This window comes from Georgenia soli, from assembly GCF_002563695.1.
Taxonomy (GTDB): domain Bacteria; phylum Actinomycetota; class Actinomycetes; order Actinomycetales; family Actinomycetaceae; genus Georgenia; species Georgenia soli.
Window position 1 is genome coordinate 107,655 of record NZ_PDJI01000003.1, and the last position, 17,279, is coordinate 124,933.

Below are 17,279 nucleotides of genomic sequence, written 5' to 3' on the forward strand. Positions count from 1 at the left end.
AACACTCACGTCTATCTCCCTGTTGAGCGGTGCCATGTGCACCGAGTTTGGAAGAATACGAATGACCCAGAAGCGTGCTCTGACCACGCCTGACGCTCCGGCGGCCGCCCACTCATTCTCGCAAGGGGTACTCAAGGGAGGAATACTCCAGGTCTCAGGGCAGGGTCCGCAGGATCCGGAAACGGGCAAGTACCTGTATCCGGGCGACGTCGGCCGTCAGACTCTTCGCACGCTCAACAATGTGAGGGCCGTCGTCGAAGCATCAGGCGGGACGTTCAACGACGTCATCTCCTTGCGGGTCTTCCTCACCGAGCGCGGGCACTTCGCCGAGATGAACGCGGCTTACGAGCAGTTCATGCACGAGCACGTTGACTCACGCGTGCTCCCTGCGCGCACGACCGTGTTCGTGGGCCTGCCCCGTGAAGAGATGCTGGTCGAGATCGACGGGATGGCTGTCCTCTCCGCGTAACTCCAGCGACGACGGCCAGGCAGGCTGGCCTCAGCCTCCTGGCGGCCGTCGCCCTATCTGTTACCGCATATTGCAACCTGTCGGCGGCACTGGTGGTGGCCCGCTTCAGCGTGATTACGATTCACCGGCGCGTCGCCCTCGAGCGGATTGTCGCGATACCGCCACTCACACGAAATCAAACTGAACCGCCAACCGCTGAACCGCGCAGAGGGGGCCCACCATCGGGACGCCCTCCATCCCCCCTAGGAGCACCTGCATGATCCAGCCACCGCCGCCCGCCCTCACCGGACCCGGAATCCTCGCCGTGCTGCGCGCTGAGCACATCGACGACTGCCGGCCGGCGATTGCGACGCTCGCTGACGCCGGCGTCGCGGCCATCGAGCTGACCATGACCACCCCTGGCGTGCTCGACCGCCTCGAGACGATCGTCGACGAGGTGCCCCCTGGCGTCACCATCGGCCTGGGGACGGTGGTCGACGCGGCGACGGTCGCCGCAGCCGGGGCAGCCGGTGGACGTTTCATCGTCACCCCGGCCGTTGCGCCCGACGTCATCGCCGCCGCTGCCGAACACGACCTCGAGGTCTACCCCGGAGGCCTCACACCAACGGAGCTTATTGACAGTTGGCGTCGCGGGGTGAGCGCCGTGAAGCTCTTTCCGGCCGCGACCGTCAGCCCGGACTACATCCGGCACCTGCACGGGCCATACCCCGATCTCGCGGTAATCCCGTCCGGCGGAGTGGACATCAGCGCCGTCGGCGGCTGGATCCGCGCCGGCGCTATCGCCGTTAGCCTCGGCGGACCGCTGCTCGGCGATTCACTCAAGGGCGGCAGCCAGGCGGCTCTCCGCGACCGTGCTCTCCGCGTCGTCGACGCCGTCGCCGTGGCGCGGAACCGATGAGCTCCGGGCAGCCGAAGGTCCTTACCTTCGGAGAGACGATGGGTCTGTGCGCGAGTGCGGGCTTCGGTGCGTTCGCGCACCAGCCCGCAGCGGCCGTCAGCTTCGGTGGGGCCGAGAGCAACGTGGCCATCGGGTTGCAGCGTCTGGGTATCCCGACGACCTGGGTGAGTCGCCTCGGCGACGACCTCATCGGCCGGATGATCCTCAGAGGGCTTCGCGCGGAAGGCGTTGATGTGCGCGCGTCCGTCGATCCTGTGCGCCCGACGGGCTTCATGCTCAAGGAGCGCACATCCGCATCAGAGACCAACGTGCTCTTCTACCGTGCCGGCTCAGCCGCGAGCCACATGACCCCGGACGACCTTCCACTCGACGACCTCGCACAGTGGGACCTCCTGCACATCACAGGCATCATGCCGGCTCTCAGCGACTCCGCGCGTGAAACAACCCTCGCCGCGGTCGCCCGCGCCCACGATGTGGGGGTGCCCATCTCGCTGGACATCAACTATCGCTCACGCCTGTGGAGCCAGGACGATGCAGCGGCATTCGTGCGCGAGGTCATCGCGCGATGCCGCTACGTCTTCGCTGGTGACGACGAGGCGCGGATCGTCGTCGCCGGACAGCATGAACCGGTCGATCTCGCCAAAGGCCTCGTCGACCTTGGCGCCAAGACGGCCGTCGTCAAACTCGGCCCGAATGGTGCCCTGGCTCTCGACGGAGGTGAGATCACGGTGATGCCTTCGGTCCCGGTCAGCCAGGTCATCGACACCGTGGGGGCAGGTGACGCGTTCGTCGCCGGCTTCCTCGCGGAACGTCTCCACGGCGCGTCCATCCACGACGCAATGCGTACGGCCGTTAGATCTGGCGCGATGCTCTGCGAGGCACCGGGCGACTGGGAGGGCGCACCCGACCGCAGTCGGCTAGAGCGTTCCGGCGATCCCGTCACACGCTGAGGGGGATCGCCACGCTAGCCGACGGTTCGTCGCGGGGCCCAGTGGCTGAGGGAAACCCGTCGGACAGCCATTTCCCCCTTTGCCGGGCTTCTAGGACGAGTTCGTAGCGACCCCTGCTTGTCGAGTAGCAATGGTGGTCGTCAGCGGCGCGTCGGGGAATCGCCAAGAGTGTCATCGCCCGCGTGGGTCTGCCGTCGGCGGCCCAGGACTCGAACAGTCGGTCAGGTGGGGCTGTCGAGGTTCGCGGACTGGCCGGGGAGTTCATTGCCCTGGAGGCGTCCCAGTTTCCGACGTCGACGACGATCTGGAACATCGCACCGGCGCTCTAGGTGAAGTTCGGGCCGTATGCGGCATTGCTCGCCGTCTTCACCGTTGCCGCCGCGAGGCAGCAGTCCGGTCTCGACTAAGGACGTTGCGGGACCAGCCGTGCTCGACGGCCTGGGCGGCGTACCAGTCCGGCCGCGAGGGCTCGTCGAGACGGTCGAGCAGCACGGTGACGTGGCGCTTGGGGAGTTGTGCAGCAAGCTGGTGCACAAAAGCCGGGTCTGGCGAAGCCGCGGCGACCGCGCGCATGTACTGAAGGTTGCGCTGTGGCCGGCAGCAGGTCGTGCGCCAGGCGTTCGACGATCTCCGCGCCCCCATACCGTCTGTTCCTGTCGCTGCACCCGATCGAACCAATACAGCGCCAGTAGTTCGGTGTTCGCGGCCCGTGCCGCCCGCACCCTGGAAGTACGCACCCGCTGCTTGAACTCCTCCAGCAGCTCGCCGTACCCCTCGGGGACAGACGCTTCGAGGTTCTGGCTTGTCACGCCTGCGCCGCCATCCTGCCGCCTCGGAGCGGCCGCCCGACCTCCGACACGGCAACTCCGGGACCTGTCTGGCGGGGCACCCGGGCGGCCAGCCAGCGCGTGGATGGTCATCTCGCGAGGGCAACCTGACGCCGCGGCACAACTGCCGTGGGCTAACGAGGATTTTTCTTGGCGGCGATGGAACGAAACCCTTGCATGTAGCAGTGAGCAGGTGATTAGATCACTTTCCATGTCAGTGCCGCAGCCGCGAGTCGAACCAGTGACCCGAGCCACGCTCACTTCCACTCTGGTCGCCGCCGTGGTGGACATGATCAGCGAGCAGGGGCTTACGCCCGGGATGAAGATCGGCCCGCAGCGTGAGTTGGCTGCCCGGTTCGGTGTTGCGGTGCCAACCATGCGGGAGGCGCTCCGCCGCCTTGAGGGTCTGGGGATCCTGTCGTTCAAGCACGGGTCGGGCATCTACGTGGGGGAGAACTTCGACCGGAGTGTGCTGCCGAACGCGGTCGCCCCGCGCGCCGACCGGCAGCAGCTCATCGAGCTCACTGAGGCTCGGGTGGTGATCGAGCCCGCGATCGCCGGGCAGGCCGCGGCGGTGCGTGCCCCAGGTGGCCTGGCTCTCCTTGAGGAGCACCTGGCCGATGCACGCCGATGCCTGGAGCTGAATGACGACCGACTGTGGAAGGTCAACATCGATCTCCACCGGGCGATCGGCGCTACTGCGGGCAACCGAATCATCGAAGAGGTTCTGGACTCGATCCTGCTCATCCACGCCGAGGAGCAGCGCCAGATCCTGGTGCTTCACGGGGACCCCGACGCGGATCACGCCGAGCACGAGGAGATCGTCCGCCTTATCACCGCCGGCAGGGTCAAGGAGGTGAGCGAGCTCATGCGCCGTCACTTGATCGACGTCGTCGGCGCGATTAGTACACCCGACCCCTGACACGCGAACCAACACTGATCACAACGAGGTGACCACCATGCCCAAGACCACCCGCATTGCTGGGGCGGCCGTTGCCGGCGCGCTCCTGTTCAGCGCCGGCGCCGCCGGGTCGGCCGCAGCGCAGCCCACGAGCCCCGGCCAGCCACCGAGCGGCCCCGAGCGCCAGGACACGTGCCCCCTCGCTGGCGCCGAGATCACCGCCACCGCCTCCATAGATTCCGAGCGCACCGATCTGTTCGCCGGGTATGGCGACTCGGGGCAGGGCTGGACCGGAGGTGACAGCACCTACTCCGTCCAGCTCCGCGACGGCTCCCTGGCGTGGATCTTCTCTGATACCTTCCTCGGCCCGGTCCACGAGGACGGTAGTCGGCCAGAGTCGACGCCGTTCCTTAACAACTCGATCATCGTGCAGGACGGGCAGGACCTCACCACCGTCACAGGCGGGAGTGAGGGAGCCCCCGAGAGCATCGTGGGGCCGGGCACCGACAGCGACTGGAGCTGGTTCGGCGCTGGCCTGCGCACCCGCACGGGGGATCTGCAGGTCGGCGTGCTGGAGTTCGCACGCTTCGGCGAGGGCTACTGGGACTGGGGCTGGTCCAGCAACTCGCTCGCCACCATCGACACCGACAGCTGGGAGCTCGTCGACGTCCAACCGCTGCCCTCCGACGGCAACATCCAGTGGGCCTCGTGGTATCAGCGCATCGGCGGCCACGTGTACGTCTACGGCGTGGAGGACCTCGGTGCGGAGAAGTACCTCCATGTCGCGAAGGTGCTGGGCGGGGACCTGACCGCCCTGGACCGCTGGCGTTACTGGGATGGTGCGAGCTGGCAGACCGACGAGACCGCCTCAACGCGGGTGCTCAAGGACGTAGCCAACGAGTACAGCGTCACCCCCTATCGGGACGGCTACCTCTTGGTCACCCAGGACACCTCGACGCCCTTCAGTAGCGAGATCCGGGCCTACACCAGCTGCTCACCGGTGGGTCCGTTCAGCAACCCCACGACCCTCTACCACATGCCCGAGGTCGGTTCCGCGGGCACGTACGGCAACCCGAACGTCATCGCATACAACGCCCACGAGCATCCCGAGCTGCGCGAGGGCGACACCCTCCTGGTGACCTACAACGTCAACTCGATGGACTCCTCCGACCTGTACAACGACGTCTCGATCTACCGCCCCCGGTTCATCAAGGTTGAGCTCGACGTCACCACCCCCTGACCCCTTTCACGACGAGGTGAGAACTGTGAAGCGCAAGACCCTTCTGGTTACCGGAGCGACCGCCTCCCTGGCCATGATCCTGGCCGCCTGCGGCGGCACCGACGACGGTGAAGGCGCCGGAAACGAAGGCGGTGAGGACGTCACGCTCGGCTTTTACACCGACAAGGCCGCGTGGGAGCCCAGCTTCGACGCGATGAACGAGGAATCGCAGAAGAGTGGGATGACGCTGGACTTCACCGGCTACTCCGACCCCACCGCCTTCGACTCCTTCATCAAGCAGTCATTCCGCACAGACTCCGTGCCGGACCTGTTCACGTGGCACACCGGTGGCCAGCTCGCCGACCTCGTCGACCAGGGGCTTGTCGCGGAGACCACCGACCTCTGGGCGGAGGCCGAAGCCAACGGCTCGGTGCCCGAGGGCCTTATCGACAACTACACCTACGACGGCAAGCAGTACTGCGTGCCGCTGAACGTCGCCTACTGGCCGGTGTACTACAACAAGGCGGTCTTCGAGGAGTACGACCTGGAGGTCCCCGAGAGCTGGGCCGACCTGATGGAGATCGCCCAGACCCTGGTCGACAACGGCGAGGTGCCCTTCCACCAGATGAACATCATCTTTGAGTTCGTCTGGTTCCAGGCGATGCTCGCCGGCAACTCCCCGGAAAGCTATCAGGGGCTGCAGACCGGTGACGCGAGCTACACCGACCCCGAGGTCGTCGAGGTCATGGAGCAGTGGAAGCACATGATCGACAGCGGCTACTTCATCGACCCTGGTGTCACGACCGACCCGCAGACGCTGCTCGCGAACGGTGACGTCGCTATGGCGTACTTCGGCACCTTCTTCACCGGTCAGCTCACGGACATCGACGCGAAGTCGGGCGAGGACTACGGCGTCTTCACGATGCCGAACATGAACCCGGACGTCGAGAACCGGCAGATGATCCTCGAGACCGGCCCGCTGTGCGTGGGTGTGGGGTCGGAGAACGAGCAAGCGGCGCTGGACTACAGCGCCTGGTGGATGACCGACGAAGCGCAGACGACGTGGTCCTCAGAGCGTGGGGACGTGTCCTTCAACCCCAACGCAGACGTCGCCGATCCCGAACTCTCGGCGCTGGTGGAAGAGGTGACCGGCGAAGGGTCGAACTACACGATCCAGCAGCGGTACCTCGAGGCCAACCCGCTGCCCGTCTACACGCTGTCCACCGAGGTCTTCGGAGACTTCGTGACCAATGCGCCCGACCCGATGCCTGGCCTTGAGCGGCTGCAGGCCGAGGCCGAGGCGTACTGGGCCGACCAGAAGTGACAGTGCCGGTGGGTGCGGGCCTCCCGCACCCACCGGTCAGCACCGAGCAGGCAGCGCGAGCCTCCGGCCCGGTCGTCTCAGGAAAGGAGAGGGCACCCGCATGGCCGCCCCCACCGTCACCGCACCAGCGGCACCAGTTCGCCCCGCTCCCCAGAATCCCACCCGAGACGCATATCGGTGGCCCGCCAGAGTCTTCGTCCTACCCGGGCTGCTCATTGTCGCGGTCCTGCTCTACCTGCCGTTCGTCTGGACCTCGTACCTGAGCCTGACCGAGTACAACGGACTGGGTGACCCGGAGTTCGTGGGCCTGGAGAAGTACCAGGCGATGTTCGCCGACGCCGGCTTCGCCACCTCCCTGCGTAACACCCTCTTCTGGGTGCTCGGCACCCTGGTGTTCCCCGTCGGCTTCGGTCTATTAATCGCCGTGCTCGCCCACGGCATCAAGGGATCCTTCTGGTACCGGGTTCCGTTCTTGCTGCCCTACGCGATCTCTGGGGTCGCGGTGGGAGTCATCTGGACCTTCATCCTCCAGAGCGGCGGGGCGCTGGATGAGGCGCTTATGTTCCTCAACCTCCCGGGCGCCGACCTGCGCTGGCTCCTGGACGCCCCTCTCAACACCTTCGTGATGATCGCCGCGGCCACCTGGCAGGGGGCTGGCGTGAACGCGCTGCTGTTCGGGATCGGCCTGCAGTCCATTCCCAAGGAGCCGATCGAGGCGGCACGGCTGGACGGAGCGTCCGGCTGGACGCTGTTCCGCACCATGACGTGGCCCATGCTCACGCCGCTGACCACCGTCGTGATCGGGCTGTCCATCGTCGGGTCCCTGAAGCAGTTCGACATCATCTGGGCCATGACCAAGGGGGGCCCCGGGGCGTCCTCCGAGACGCTGGCGCTGACGATGTACAAGGAGACCTTCGTCAGCAACGACTACGGGTTCGGTGCCGCGGTGGCGGTCTTCCTCACCGTGGTCACCGTCGCGGCCTCGGTGATCTACCTGCGCCGTCAGCTCGCCGATGCGAAGGGGGCTTAGTCCATGGCAGACAAGATCCGTAAGGGCATCCTGCTAATCCTCGGCCTGCTCTGGCTGCTGCCCGTCTACCTCATGCTCGCCAACGCAGCCAAGACGAACGACCAGTACGGGGTCGTGTCCGTCTGGCAAGCCGTGGGCGCGTCCGGGCTCTTCGAGAACGTCAGCCAGGCGTGGACTCGCGGACGAATCTCCGAGGGCATCGCCTCCACCGCCCTGTACAGCGTCGTCGCGCCGGCCCTGGCCGTACTCATTGGTGCCGCCACCGGGTTCGCGATTGTCGCGCTGCGGCTGAAGCACGGCTTCTTCTGGTTCGTGGTGATCTTCTCCGCGACGGTCTTCCCGCTGCAGATGCTGTTGATGCCGCTGTTCATCGGATACGTGGAGACCGGGCTGTACGACACCCGCACCGGCATGATCCTCGTCTACACGGTCATCTCCGTGCCCTTCGCCGCCTTCGTCATGCGGAACTTCTTCACCGGCGTGGCCTACCAGGTGTTCGAGGCCGCCGTGATGGACGGGGCGTCCACCTGGCGCATCTTCTGGCGCATCTACCTCCCGATGTCCACCAGTGCGCTCGTCGCGATCTTCATTCTGCAGGCGACGCTCATCTGGAACGACCTGCTGCTCGGCCTCACGCTCACGCAGTCCTCCGAGACCCGCCCGGTGATGACGGCGCTCTCGGCGCTGCAGACCACCTACGGCGGATCGACGATGCCCACGGTCCTGGCCGGTGGCCTGATCGTCTCGATCCCGACGGTGTTGCTCTTCCTGCTCACCCAGCGGGCCTTCACCCGGGGCCTCGCCCTGGGCCAGTTCTGACGAAAGGAAGGACCTCTCGTGTCTGACACAAGCTGGGCCGGGCGCACCGTCCTGGTCACCGGAGCCGGCGCCGGCATCGGCCGCGGTATCGCGGACCTCCTCGTCGAGGGAGGAGCCACAGTCATTGGGGTCGACCGCGACACCGACGCCCTCGCCGCAGCCGAAGGCGCCGGGGGTCCGGGGAGGTTCGAGGCCGCGCCCGCGGACGTCACTGACCGTGAGCAACTGGCCGCTGTCGCCGAGCGGGTCTCCGCCGATCACGGTGGGCTTGACGGACTGGTGTGCGCCGCGGGGATACAGCGATACGGCAGTGTCGACACCACCGATCCCCGCACCTACGCCGAGGTCATGGACGTCAACGTCGGTGGGGCGTTCCACGCCTGCGCGGTCGGCGTGCCACTGATCCGCGCCCGTGGCGGGGGTGCGGTCGTGCTCGTCTCCTCCGCGCAGGCCTACGCCACGCAGAGGGACGTCGCCGCCTACGCGGCGAGCAAGTCCGCCTTACTGGGGCTCATGCGCGCCATGGCCATCGACCACGCCCCCCAGGGGATCCGGGTCAACGCCGTGTGCCCCGGATCCATCGACACGCCCATGCTGCGCTGGGCCGCATCCCTGTTCAGCCAGGGCAGAACGCCCGACGAGGTCGTGGCCGACTGGGGCAGCACCCACCCCGTTGGCCGGGTGGGAACCACCCGCGAAGTCGCTGAGGCGGTGGCGTTCCTCCTGTCCGCACGCGCCGCATTCATCACCGGAGCTGATCTCAAGGTCGACGGCGGGCTCACCGCCGGTCTGGCCGCCGCACTACCGAAGGCAGAGGCATGACGATCCCTGGAAGCGGCCTGCGTATCGCCGAGATACGGGCCACCACCGTGACCGTCCCGCTGGAGGCACCGCTACGGCACAGCAACGGCGCCCACTGGGGGCGATTCGTCCGGACCATCGTCGAGGTCGAGACGACCAGCGGTCTGGTGGGCCTCGGCGAGATGGGCGGGGGTGGACAGAGCGCCGAGGCGGCGATTGCGGCCCTCAATCCCTACCTCGTCGGTCACGATCCGGCGCGCACCGAGGCCCTCAGATTCATGCTGGCCAACCCCACTGCCAGCCTCTACAACAACCGGACCCAGCTGCTGGCCGCTGTTGAGTTCGCCTGCCTCGACCTCCTCGGTCAGCACACCGGTCTGCCCGTCCATGCCCTGCTCGGAGGGGCGGTCCGGGGCGAGGTGGAGTTCGCCAGCTACTTGTTCTACCGCTACGCCTCGGGTGACACCACCGGAGAAGTCCGCACTCCCGACCAGCTGGTGGATCACGCCTTGACTCTCAAGGCCGAGCACGGTTTCACCGTGCACAAACTCAAGGGGGGAGTGTTCCCGCCCGACTACGAGCGGGAGTGCTATCGGGCGCTGGCCGACGCGCTGCCAGGGGACCGGTTCCGCTACGACCCCAACGGGGCACTCAGCGTGGAAGAAGCGATTCGCTTCGCACGAGGCATCGAGGACCTCGACAACGACTACATCGAGGACCCCTGCTACGGACTCAACGGCATGCGCAGGCTCCGGGAGAACACCCGCATCCCGACCGCCACGAACACCGTCGTCGTTAACTTCGAGCAGCTGGCGGCCAACGTCCTGCACCCGGCCGTCGACGTCGTGCTCCTGGACACCACCTTCTGGGGTGGCATCCGCCCCTGCGTCAAGGCCGCCGGCGTGGCCGAGACGTTCCAGCTCGGGATCGCGGTGCACTCCTCCGGGGAGCTGGGCATCCAGCTGGCGACCATGCTGCACCTGGGAGCCGTCCTACCAAACCTCACGTTCGCTGCGGACGCCCACTACCACCACCTGCTCGACGACGTGATCACCGGCGGCAAGATGCCCTACACCGACGGCCGGATCACCGTGCCCAGCGCCCCAGGGCTGGGCGTGAGTCTCGACCGCGACAAGGTCGCGCAGTACTCCGAGCTGTACCGGGAGCTGGGTCCCTACGCCTACGACCGCGATCCCGGCAGACCGGACTGGTACCCCCTGCTGCCCAATGCCGACTTCGCCGACCCGCGCGTCACGGGCCGACCGGCCGCCCTGAGCAACAACTCCTACTGATCGCCCAGCCGACGCTGTGGCGCCGCATGCCGGCGCCAGGAAGGAACCGATGACCATCCCCACGATCCCTACCGTCGAGGACTTCACCGGCGACGTGGTCGTCGACAGGTTCGACGACATGGTCAACCCGCCCGGGCTGACGAACCACGTGGCGACCGCGCAGGTCGACCACGACGTGGTTGCCGTCCGATCGGTGAACGTGCCACCCCTGTCGCAGGGAGACTGCATCACCGGTCAGCTTTACATCGGGGGACGCCTTGCCCGCTCCTACGGCCAGTCGGTGCAGGTGCAGTGGCGACCGGACCGCGTGGAGCGGTGGACCACCATCGAGGGATGGGCAGTTCGCACCGTCACGGTGTGCCCGCCGGGGGAGCACGGCGTCGTCGTGGAGATCGAAGTGACGAACACGGCCCTTGAGGAGCGGGAGCTCCGGCTAGGGCTGTGGATGGATTCGACGGTGACCAGGTCTCCCAAGCCGTGGCTGGCGGCAGAACCTCCACAGGCACCCAACGCCGTGGAGGTCCAGGGAGCCCGGCGAGTTGGACGCCCTGCTGACGGGACGGCGGTCAGCGTGCAGGGTCTGGTGGACCATGCCGGCCGGGACGTCGCCGACACCAGCGGGACAACGCGGCTCGTGGAGGTGCAACAGCACGTGCCCGGCGGGCAGAGCCTGAGGTTCGCCTACCTCCACTTCATCGGGACTGACACTGCGGAAGTCGCTGACGCGTACGAGCGTGTCGCCATCGATGTGCCAGGTGCACTGGCGGCGTCCCGTCGGGCCTGGGACAGGAGCCTGGCGGCCATGTTCACGCCCGGCAACGGAGAGTTCGGGGGCAACCTGCCGGTGCTCGTGACCGAGAACGCCGCTCTACGAAAGCTGTACTGGTGGGGGGCGATGGGAGTCCTGTGGTTCCGCCGCGACAATCCCGCCTCGGTGCTCGGCCGCACCTACGACACCCTCATGCCGCGGTACTGGCAGACCACCACGTTCATCTGGGACTACTCCCTGAGCTCCATGGTGCACGCCCTGCTGGATCCGGGGGTGATGCGGCGCCAGATCGGCCACTGGGTGGGGCTCGACATCGACGAGCACTTTGGGACCGAGTGGCTCACGGGCGGGCCGGTCGGGTACTGGTACTCGGTCAACCATTACGCCATGACCCGCCTGGTCAACGACTACCTGCGCCTGCACGGCGACCACGACTTCCTCCGGGAGGAGCTGACCACACCGGACGGGCGGACACGCAGCATCGGTGAGAACGTGCGGTACTGGGCCACGGCCTGGCACCGGATCCGCTCATCGTCCGGCCTCGCCGACTACGGCGAAATCGACAACCTCCTGGAATGCGTCAGCACCTACGTCCACGAGGTTGCCAGCCTCAACGCGGCCAACGTCTGGAACATGCGCGCGGCGGCGGAGATCTGCGAGCTCGAGGGAAACCTCGATGAAGCGGCCGATCTGCGCAGGCAAGCAGGTGAGCTCGTGGACCTCGTGAAGGACCTCTATGTGGAGGGCAAGGGTTTCTTCCACACCCGGCAACCGGACGGGTCGTTGGTAGAGACACGGCACGCATACGACTTCACCACCGTGGGCACCACCATCGCCGCCGACCTCCCCGAGCGGCAGCGCCAGGAGATGGTGCAGTTCTTCGTGGAGGAGCTCCGGACCCCATCGTGGATGCGGGCGCTTTCTCCCTGGGACGAAAACGCCGCGTACTCCCTCCGGGCCGACCACCAGTGGAACGGTGCGTACCCGGCCTGGCCGGCGGACGCCGCCCGGGCCGCGATCGAGCTTGGGCATCCCGAGGCGGTCCTCGACTGGCTGCCCGGGCTTGCGCGAACCACCAACCAAGGTCCGCCCGGACAAGCGCACTTCGTCGAGGAGGCGATCGAGCCGATCAATGGCGGAGCCCGCAAGACGCCGCCGCAGTGGCCCTACCTCATCGACTGGTCATGCTCGTCCGCCGGCTCGTGGTGCGAGCTGGTGCTGGGCGGGATCTTCGGTCTGCGAGTCACCCTGGACGGCGAGGTGAGCGCCGGTGGATGCATCAACGCCCTCGACCCCGAGGCGCGGCTCGAGGGACTGGTCGTCCAGGGGCGGTGCTACGACCTCGTCGACGGTCAGGCCATCCCGCGGGACTAAGCGGCACGGGTTGAGCCGCCGACAACCGCAGGTGGCCGGCGGCTCAGCCCGCGAAGGGCAGCACTGGCTGACCCGGCACGTCCACGGAGGCCATGAAGACCGCGCCGGCAGCCGGAGAGGCGTCCGCACCCAGCCCGCCCCGAGACGTGGTGATGAACAGGTCTGTGAGCGTCGGTCCGCCCAACGCGCATGCGGTGACATGAGGCACGGGGAGGTCGAGGACCTCGAGGATTGCACCCTCCGGGGAGTACCGGTGCACCTGACCGGCGCCGTAGACCGCCACCCAGATGGTTCCTTGGACGTCCACGGCCAGCCCGTCGAGGTCGCCCGTGCGGCGTGAGAGCGTAACGAGGGGGCGGCGATCGTGGAAAGCACCGTCCGCAACGTCGAAGACGTCCATGCGACCCGCGCCGCTGTCCACGTAGTAGGCGCGCGTCCCGTCGGGGGAGAAGCCCAAGCCGTTGGAGATCGTGACCCGCTCGAGGACCTTGCGGACCTCCAGATCGGGGGTCACCCTGAACAGCGCGCCGGCCTCGGGCTCCTGCCCCCACGTGGTGGAGCCGACGTAGAGGCTCCCGTCCGGCGCCGCCGTGCCCTCGTTCATCCGTACACCGGGAGTGCGGTCGATTTCCACCGACCGGCTGGGTGCGGCAGCTACCTCATCGGCCAGCTCCACCGCGTGCTCAGTGGCCACCACATAGCCGCCGTTGCTGCGGGGGCGGACGAACGCGGCGACCCGCCCCACACCACATCGAAGCACCTCGCCATCGTCGCCAAGCGTGAGCACGTCACCGACAAGCATGTCGACGAACCGGAGACCGCCCCATGTCGGTGACCAGACCGGTCCCTCGCCATGGTCGGTCACTGGAGCGGTGATCTGTTCGACGATTGCCACGGTTACCAGTGTGGCCAAAGTGATCAGACTTGTCAGCGGCTATAGGTGCCTCTCGATGAACCCGTGTAGCTCCGCAGCGAGCTCCAGATCTTCAGGAGTGTTGCCACCGAAGCCACCGTGCGGCATGGCCTCTCCCACGTGCAGCTCGGCCTCGACACCAGCGGCGCGGAGCTTCCGGTGCATACGGACCGTGTTGGACAAGAAGAGGTCGCGGGTGCCGGTCTGCAGGTAGGTGGGAGGGAGCCCAGCAAGCTCGGCGAACAGCGGCGAGAGGTAGGGATGGCTCAGGTCATGCCCGTCGGCGTAGAGGCGGTTCACTTCGATGAGTGACCCCAACTGGTGGTCGATGCCCAGATTCGTCCGGAAGGAGTCACCGGACTCGGTCAGGTCGACCTCCGGAGTGAGCAGCACGAGTACGGCAGGCATGGGGAGCCCCTCGTCCCTAGCGCGCAGCAGGAGCGCAGCAGCGAGGTTGCCGCCGGCCGACCCACCGCTGACGACGATCCTCTCCGGCGGACGCTCCTTCAGGGCCGCGCGGTAGACCGCCAGGCAGTCATTCAGGGCCGCGGGGTAGGGGTGCAGCGGGGGCATCCGGTAGTCGACGGCCCATGTGATCGCCTTCCTCATCAGCGCAGCGCCCGTAGCCGTAACTGCGCATGCCTCACCGCCGCCCAGGACAAGGGCACCACCGTGAATGTCCAGGAACAGTGGCGTGTCAGCCTCGTCGGGGACGTGACCCGGCCGCAGCACGAAGGTCGGAACGCCGTTGATCGTGCGTCTTTCCCTCTCAAGCTCGGGAAGGGCGGTCGGCAACCGCTCAGAGAGGACCTGGAGAAGCGCCTCGTTCGCCGCCTCGACGTAGCGCAGCCAACCTTCTGTGTCCAACGGGTCATCCGGCGGCTCGTGGGAGGTAAACGGTGTCTCCGCGTCGAGGAACTGGCGAGCCTGCTCACTGAGGCCGGCTGGGGCCGGTGGACGCAAGCGCGGCGTCGTGGTCTCGGTCATGTCTCTCCAGATGCGTCTTCGCACTGTCGAACGTGTCCTCTGACGAACGTGTCCGTTTTAGGAATAGTACGGCTAAAGAGTGGACACAAGCAGGTGAGCAAGTCTCGAAGCTTCTCTAAACATCGGAGGACCGCGCGGACCTGACCGGGCCTCCGCGCTGGTGCCGGCGTAGGGCGGCGAACCGCATAGCGAGACGCCACTTCTCATATAGTGATCCGATAATTGACGAAGCGTAAGTTCATTTCGCGCTGTCAGTGCCACACCGCTGGAGCCTCGGAGTTGACGAGGGCTGCGTCTAGTTCGTCGACGTTTGGCGGGTTGGCGCCGGACCTTGAGACTGTGATGCTTGCGGCCGTGGATGCTCGTTGGGCGCTCTGCAGCAGTCTTTGAGCTCCTGTCGACTTGAGTGTGCTGCGGTGCTGTACGCCGAGCAGCGCAATTCGCAGCATCGAGTCCAGCAGTGCGGCCATGAAACTGTCGCCAGCTCCGACGGTGTCCACCACCGGGGTGCGGGGAGTGGGCACATCGAGGCGGTGGTCGTGTGTTGCCACCACGGCCCCTCTCGCGCCCTTGGTGATCACGACGATCCCCGGCCCTCTGTCCAACCATTCGTCGATGACGGCGTCGTGCGACACCTCTGGGTAGAGCCAGGCGATGTCTTCGTCGCTCGCTTTAACGACATCGGCAAGGCTGACGAACCGTTTGGTTCGTCTGATGGCGTCGGCCCGGCTGTTGAGAAGTGCTGGTCGGATGTTGGGGTCGAAACTGACGGTTGCCGTGTTGTGCAACGACCTGATGAGGGTTTCTACCGCGTCGGCGCCCGGGGGAGTGAGGGCGGCGATCGATCCGGTGTGGACGTGCGACGGTGCGAGGTGGTGCTCGACGTTGCTCGGGAGCGTCCAGTCGATGTCGAACTCGTAGGTCGCTGCGCCGTGGCTGTCGAGGACTGCGGTCGACGTGGCGGTCCGTGCCGTGGGCGCGGTCGGGAGGATCGTGACTCCGGCGGCGGCGAGATGTTCTCTGGCGAGCTCTCCGTTCGTGTCGCGACCCAACTGGGTCAGCAGGGCGACGCTTCGCTCGAGCTTGCCGAGCCCATAGGCGACGTTTGCCGGGCTTCCGCCTGGATAGGCGCGCGTGTTCTGGGAGTCCTTGATGATGTCGACCACGGTCTCGCCGATGACGAGGACCTCGGTGCGGCGCGATGTCATGCTGTGCCCAATCGGTGGTCTGGTCGTTCCGGTTGCCTGGGGCGCCTCGGGGAAGTTCCGAGGCACCCCGAGGCGTGCGGATCAGGCGTGATCGGGATGGCTGGTGACGGTGACCGTCGGTGGCTGCTCGAGCTGGTCGGCGACGTGCCGCCAGCTCGGGACGAAGTGGCCGTAGGCGGTCTTGATTGGTGTGCCGACGGGGAGCTCGGGGCACTCGTTCTCGCCGTTGCTGCCCCAGTTCACCCAGCCCGACTGCCGGCGTTGGACGATCTGGAAGGTGCCCGAGGGTTGGCCGGTCCACCACACCATCGCTCGACCGGTGCGGGAATGGAACTCGACGGTCTTGGACGCGGCGCCCGGGAAGATCGTCTCGTCGCTTGCGGCGGAGACGTCGATCGGCGCGTCGGTGATCACCCACGGTCGTTCGGGGAGGTCGGCACGCACGTGCGACGCTGCTCTGACGCGGGCGAGCCGTTCGCGGATCTCGTCCTCGTCCAGGACTCGTTCCCAGGCGCAGAAGAGGCGCCAGTACAGGTCCCAGTGCGCGGACTCCATGCCGGCGGTGAGGTGGTGCCGGAACTCGGAGAACTTCTCCGTGGTCGAGGCTGAGGTCTCGATGGTCTCGGAGACCATCTTGACGAGTTCTTCGGCGTAGGGGTCGCCCGCCCGGAACTGGGTGCCTTGGTAGGCCTCGAAACGGTCGAAGACGAGTTCGCCCTGGCCACCCTCGAACTCGTCGCCCACGGTGATCTTGTCGGTCACCGATCGGCCGTTGATGACGGTCTGGAAGGCGTCGACCTGGTAACGGCGCTCGAAGTACGGGGTGCCGTATGTGAACTTCCAGTCGATGGTGAACGACTTGTCTCTGAGCTCGTCGAGCAGGCCGTCGGGGACGGTGCCGTGCATGCGGTAGTGGTGGAGCACGGGCCCCTTCTCGATGACCTCGACCTCGACGGTGGTGTGCTCGGGCGGGTTGATGAGCCCGTTCTCGGGCGTGAAGAAGGGTCCGTAGAAGCCGCCGATGGCGTTGTTGCCGGTAGGGAGAAGGTCGATTCCCTCGTGCTTGGCGGCGAAGTGGCGCAGTCCCCACTTGGACGAGCCCGTGCCCTTGGCGGTGCCGGTGCACAGTTCGAGGTCGAAGTAGCCGGTGTCGAGGCGGGCGAAGGCGTCCTCCTCGCGTGGATTGAGTTCGGTGATCCCTTCGACTGTTCCCTCCCACGCGCCCAGCACCTCGAGCTCGGTCGTTCCCTCGAACGAGAGCACGGTGACGAATGCCGTCTCGTCCTCGCTCGTCTGCGTGCGGAGTCTCTGGCACGGGACGAGCTCACCGGCGCTTGTGCGGGCCGCCCACAGGTCACCGGGGTACGCGCCAGGAACGGTGAAGACGATCGGTTCGTTGCGACGCTTGCCGGGCAGCGGGTCGGTGACGGTTACGGTCGCGGTGGTGGTGGTGGTCAAGACGTGGGGTCCTTCCAGTAGCTGGTCAGGCGTGCGGGGG

At 66.8% G+C, this 17,279-nt stretch carries 16 protein-coding genes; 11 read left to right on the forward strand and 5 right to left on the reverse strand.

All coding sequences use genetic code 11. The features are described from left to right. The first annotated feature begins 61 nt into the window (after positions 1–61). From ATJ97_RS01190 to ATJ97_RS01200, 3 genes are all read left to right on the forward strand, one after another. On the forward strand, positions 62–469 hold the full coding sequence (locus ATJ97_RS01190) for a RidA family protein (RefSeq protein WP_098482180.1): 408 nt from the start codon (positions 62–64) through the stop codon (positions 467–469). A 256-nt stretch (positions 470–725) separates the two neighbouring features. Then, positions 726–1,367 carry a bifunctional 4-hydroxy-2-oxoglutarate aldolase/2-dehydro-3-deoxy-phosphogluconate aldolase gene (locus ATJ97_RS01195; protein WP_098482181.1) on the forward strand — a complete coding sequence of 214 codons (642 nt, stop codon included), beginning with the start codon at positions 726–728 and terminating at the stop codon, positions 1,365–1,367. After that, positions 1,364–2,317: a sugar kinase gene (locus ATJ97_RS01200; RefSeq protein WP_098482182.1), complete on the forward strand. Its 954-nt coding sequence runs from the start codon at positions 1,364–1,366 to the stop codon at positions 2,315–2,317. The genes ATJ97_RS01195 and ATJ97_RS01200 overlap by 4 nt, the downstream gene beginning before the upstream one ends. Before the next feature lie 366 nt (positions 2,318–2,683). On the opposite strand, the gene ATJ97_RS01205 is transcribed toward ATJ97_RS01200, so the two are convergent. After that, complete coding sequence (locus ATJ97_RS01205; RefSeq protein ID WP_098482183.1) at positions 2,684–2,959, reverse strand: DUF1016 N-terminal domain-containing protein; 276 nt, start codon at positions 2,957–2,959, stop codon at positions 2,684–2,686. A gap of 396 nt (positions 2,960–3,355) precedes the next feature. Here ATJ97_RS01205 and ATJ97_RS01210 point away from each other — a divergent pair, with 396 nt between their 5' ends. The 8 genes from ATJ97_RS01210 (at position 3,356) to ATJ97_RS01245 (ending at position 12,673) form a co-directional block, all read left to right on the forward strand. Then, positions 3,356–4,066 carry a FadR/GntR family transcriptional regulator gene (locus ATJ97_RS01210; protein ID WP_281254902.1) on the forward strand — a complete coding sequence of 237 codons (711 nt, stop codon included), beginning with the start codon at positions 3,356–3,358 and terminating at the stop codon, positions 4,064–4,066. Positions 4,067–4,103: 37 nt separating this feature from the next. Further along, positions 4,104–5,285, forward strand: coding sequence for a DUF4185 domain-containing protein (locus tag ATJ97_RS01215; RefSeq protein ID WP_143426840.1), 1,182 nt, complete (start codon positions 4,104–4,106; stop codon positions 5,283–5,285). A gap of 25 nt (positions 5,286–5,310) precedes the next feature. Beyond that, positions 5,311–6,588: an ABC transporter substrate-binding protein gene (locus ATJ97_RS01220; protein WP_245861941.1), complete on the forward strand. Its 1,278-nt coding sequence runs from the start codon at positions 5,311–5,313 to the stop codon at positions 6,586–6,588. Between the two features lie 100 nt (positions 6,589–6,688). Continuing rightward, positions 6,689–7,618: a carbohydrate ABC transporter permease gene (locus ATJ97_RS01225; protein ID WP_098482186.1), complete on the forward strand. Its 930-nt coding sequence runs from the start codon at positions 6,689–6,691 to the stop codon at positions 7,616–7,618. A gap of 3 nt (positions 7,619–7,621) precedes the next feature. Continuing rightward, positions 7,622–8,437 (forward strand): carbohydrate ABC transporter permease, encoded by an 816-nt coding sequence (locus ATJ97_RS01230; protein ID WP_098482187.1) that lies wholly within the window; start codon positions 7,622–7,624, stop codon positions 8,435–8,437. 18 nt (positions 8,438–8,455) lie between these two features. Beyond that, positions 8,456–9,259 carry an SDR family oxidoreductase gene (locus ATJ97_RS01235; RefSeq protein ID WP_098482188.1) on the forward strand — a complete coding sequence of 268 codons (804 nt, stop codon included), beginning with the start codon at positions 8,456–8,458 and terminating at the stop codon, positions 9,257–9,259. A 17-nt stretch (positions 9,260–9,276) separates the two neighbouring features. Continuing rightward, positions 9,277–10,530: an enolase C-terminal domain-like protein gene (locus tag ATJ97_RS01240; protein WP_098482229.1), complete on the forward strand. Its 1,254-nt coding sequence runs from the start codon at positions 9,277–9,279 to the stop codon at positions 10,528–10,530. 49 nt (positions 10,531–10,579) lie between these two features. Then, positions 10,580–12,673: a glucosidase family protein gene (locus ATJ97_RS01245; RefSeq protein ID WP_098482189.1), complete on the forward strand. Its 2,094-nt coding sequence runs from the start codon at positions 10,580–10,582 to the stop codon at positions 12,671–12,673. Between the two features lie 43 nt (positions 12,674–12,716). On the opposite strand, the gene ATJ97_RS01250 is transcribed toward ATJ97_RS01245, so the two are convergent. From ATJ97_RS01250 to ATJ97_RS01265, 4 genes are all read right to left on the reverse strand, one after another. After that, positions 12,717–13,586 (reverse strand): SMP-30/gluconolactonase/LRE family protein, encoded by an 870-nt coding sequence (locus ATJ97_RS01250; RefSeq protein ID WP_245861943.1) that lies wholly within the window; start codon positions 13,584–13,586, stop codon positions 12,717–12,719. A 21-nt stretch (positions 13,587–13,607) separates the two neighbouring features. Then, positions 13,608–14,573 carry an alpha/beta hydrolase gene (locus ATJ97_RS01255; protein ID WP_098482191.1) on the reverse strand — a complete coding sequence of 322 codons (966 nt, stop codon included), beginning with the start codon at positions 14,571–14,573 and terminating at the stop codon, positions 13,608–13,610. 251 nt (positions 14,574–14,824) lie between these two features. Continuing rightward, complete coding sequence (locus tag ATJ97_RS01260; protein ID WP_098482192.1) at positions 14,825–15,781, reverse strand: carbohydrate kinase family protein; 957 nt, start codon at positions 15,779–15,781, stop codon at positions 14,825–14,827. An 81-nt stretch (positions 15,782–15,862) separates the two neighbouring features. Continuing rightward, on the reverse strand, positions 15,863–17,239 hold the full coding sequence (locus ATJ97_RS01265) for a hypothetical protein (protein WP_098482193.1): 1,377 nt from the start codon (positions 17,237–17,239) through the stop codon (positions 15,863–15,865). Between the last annotated feature and the right edge of the window lie 40 nt (positions 17,240–17,279).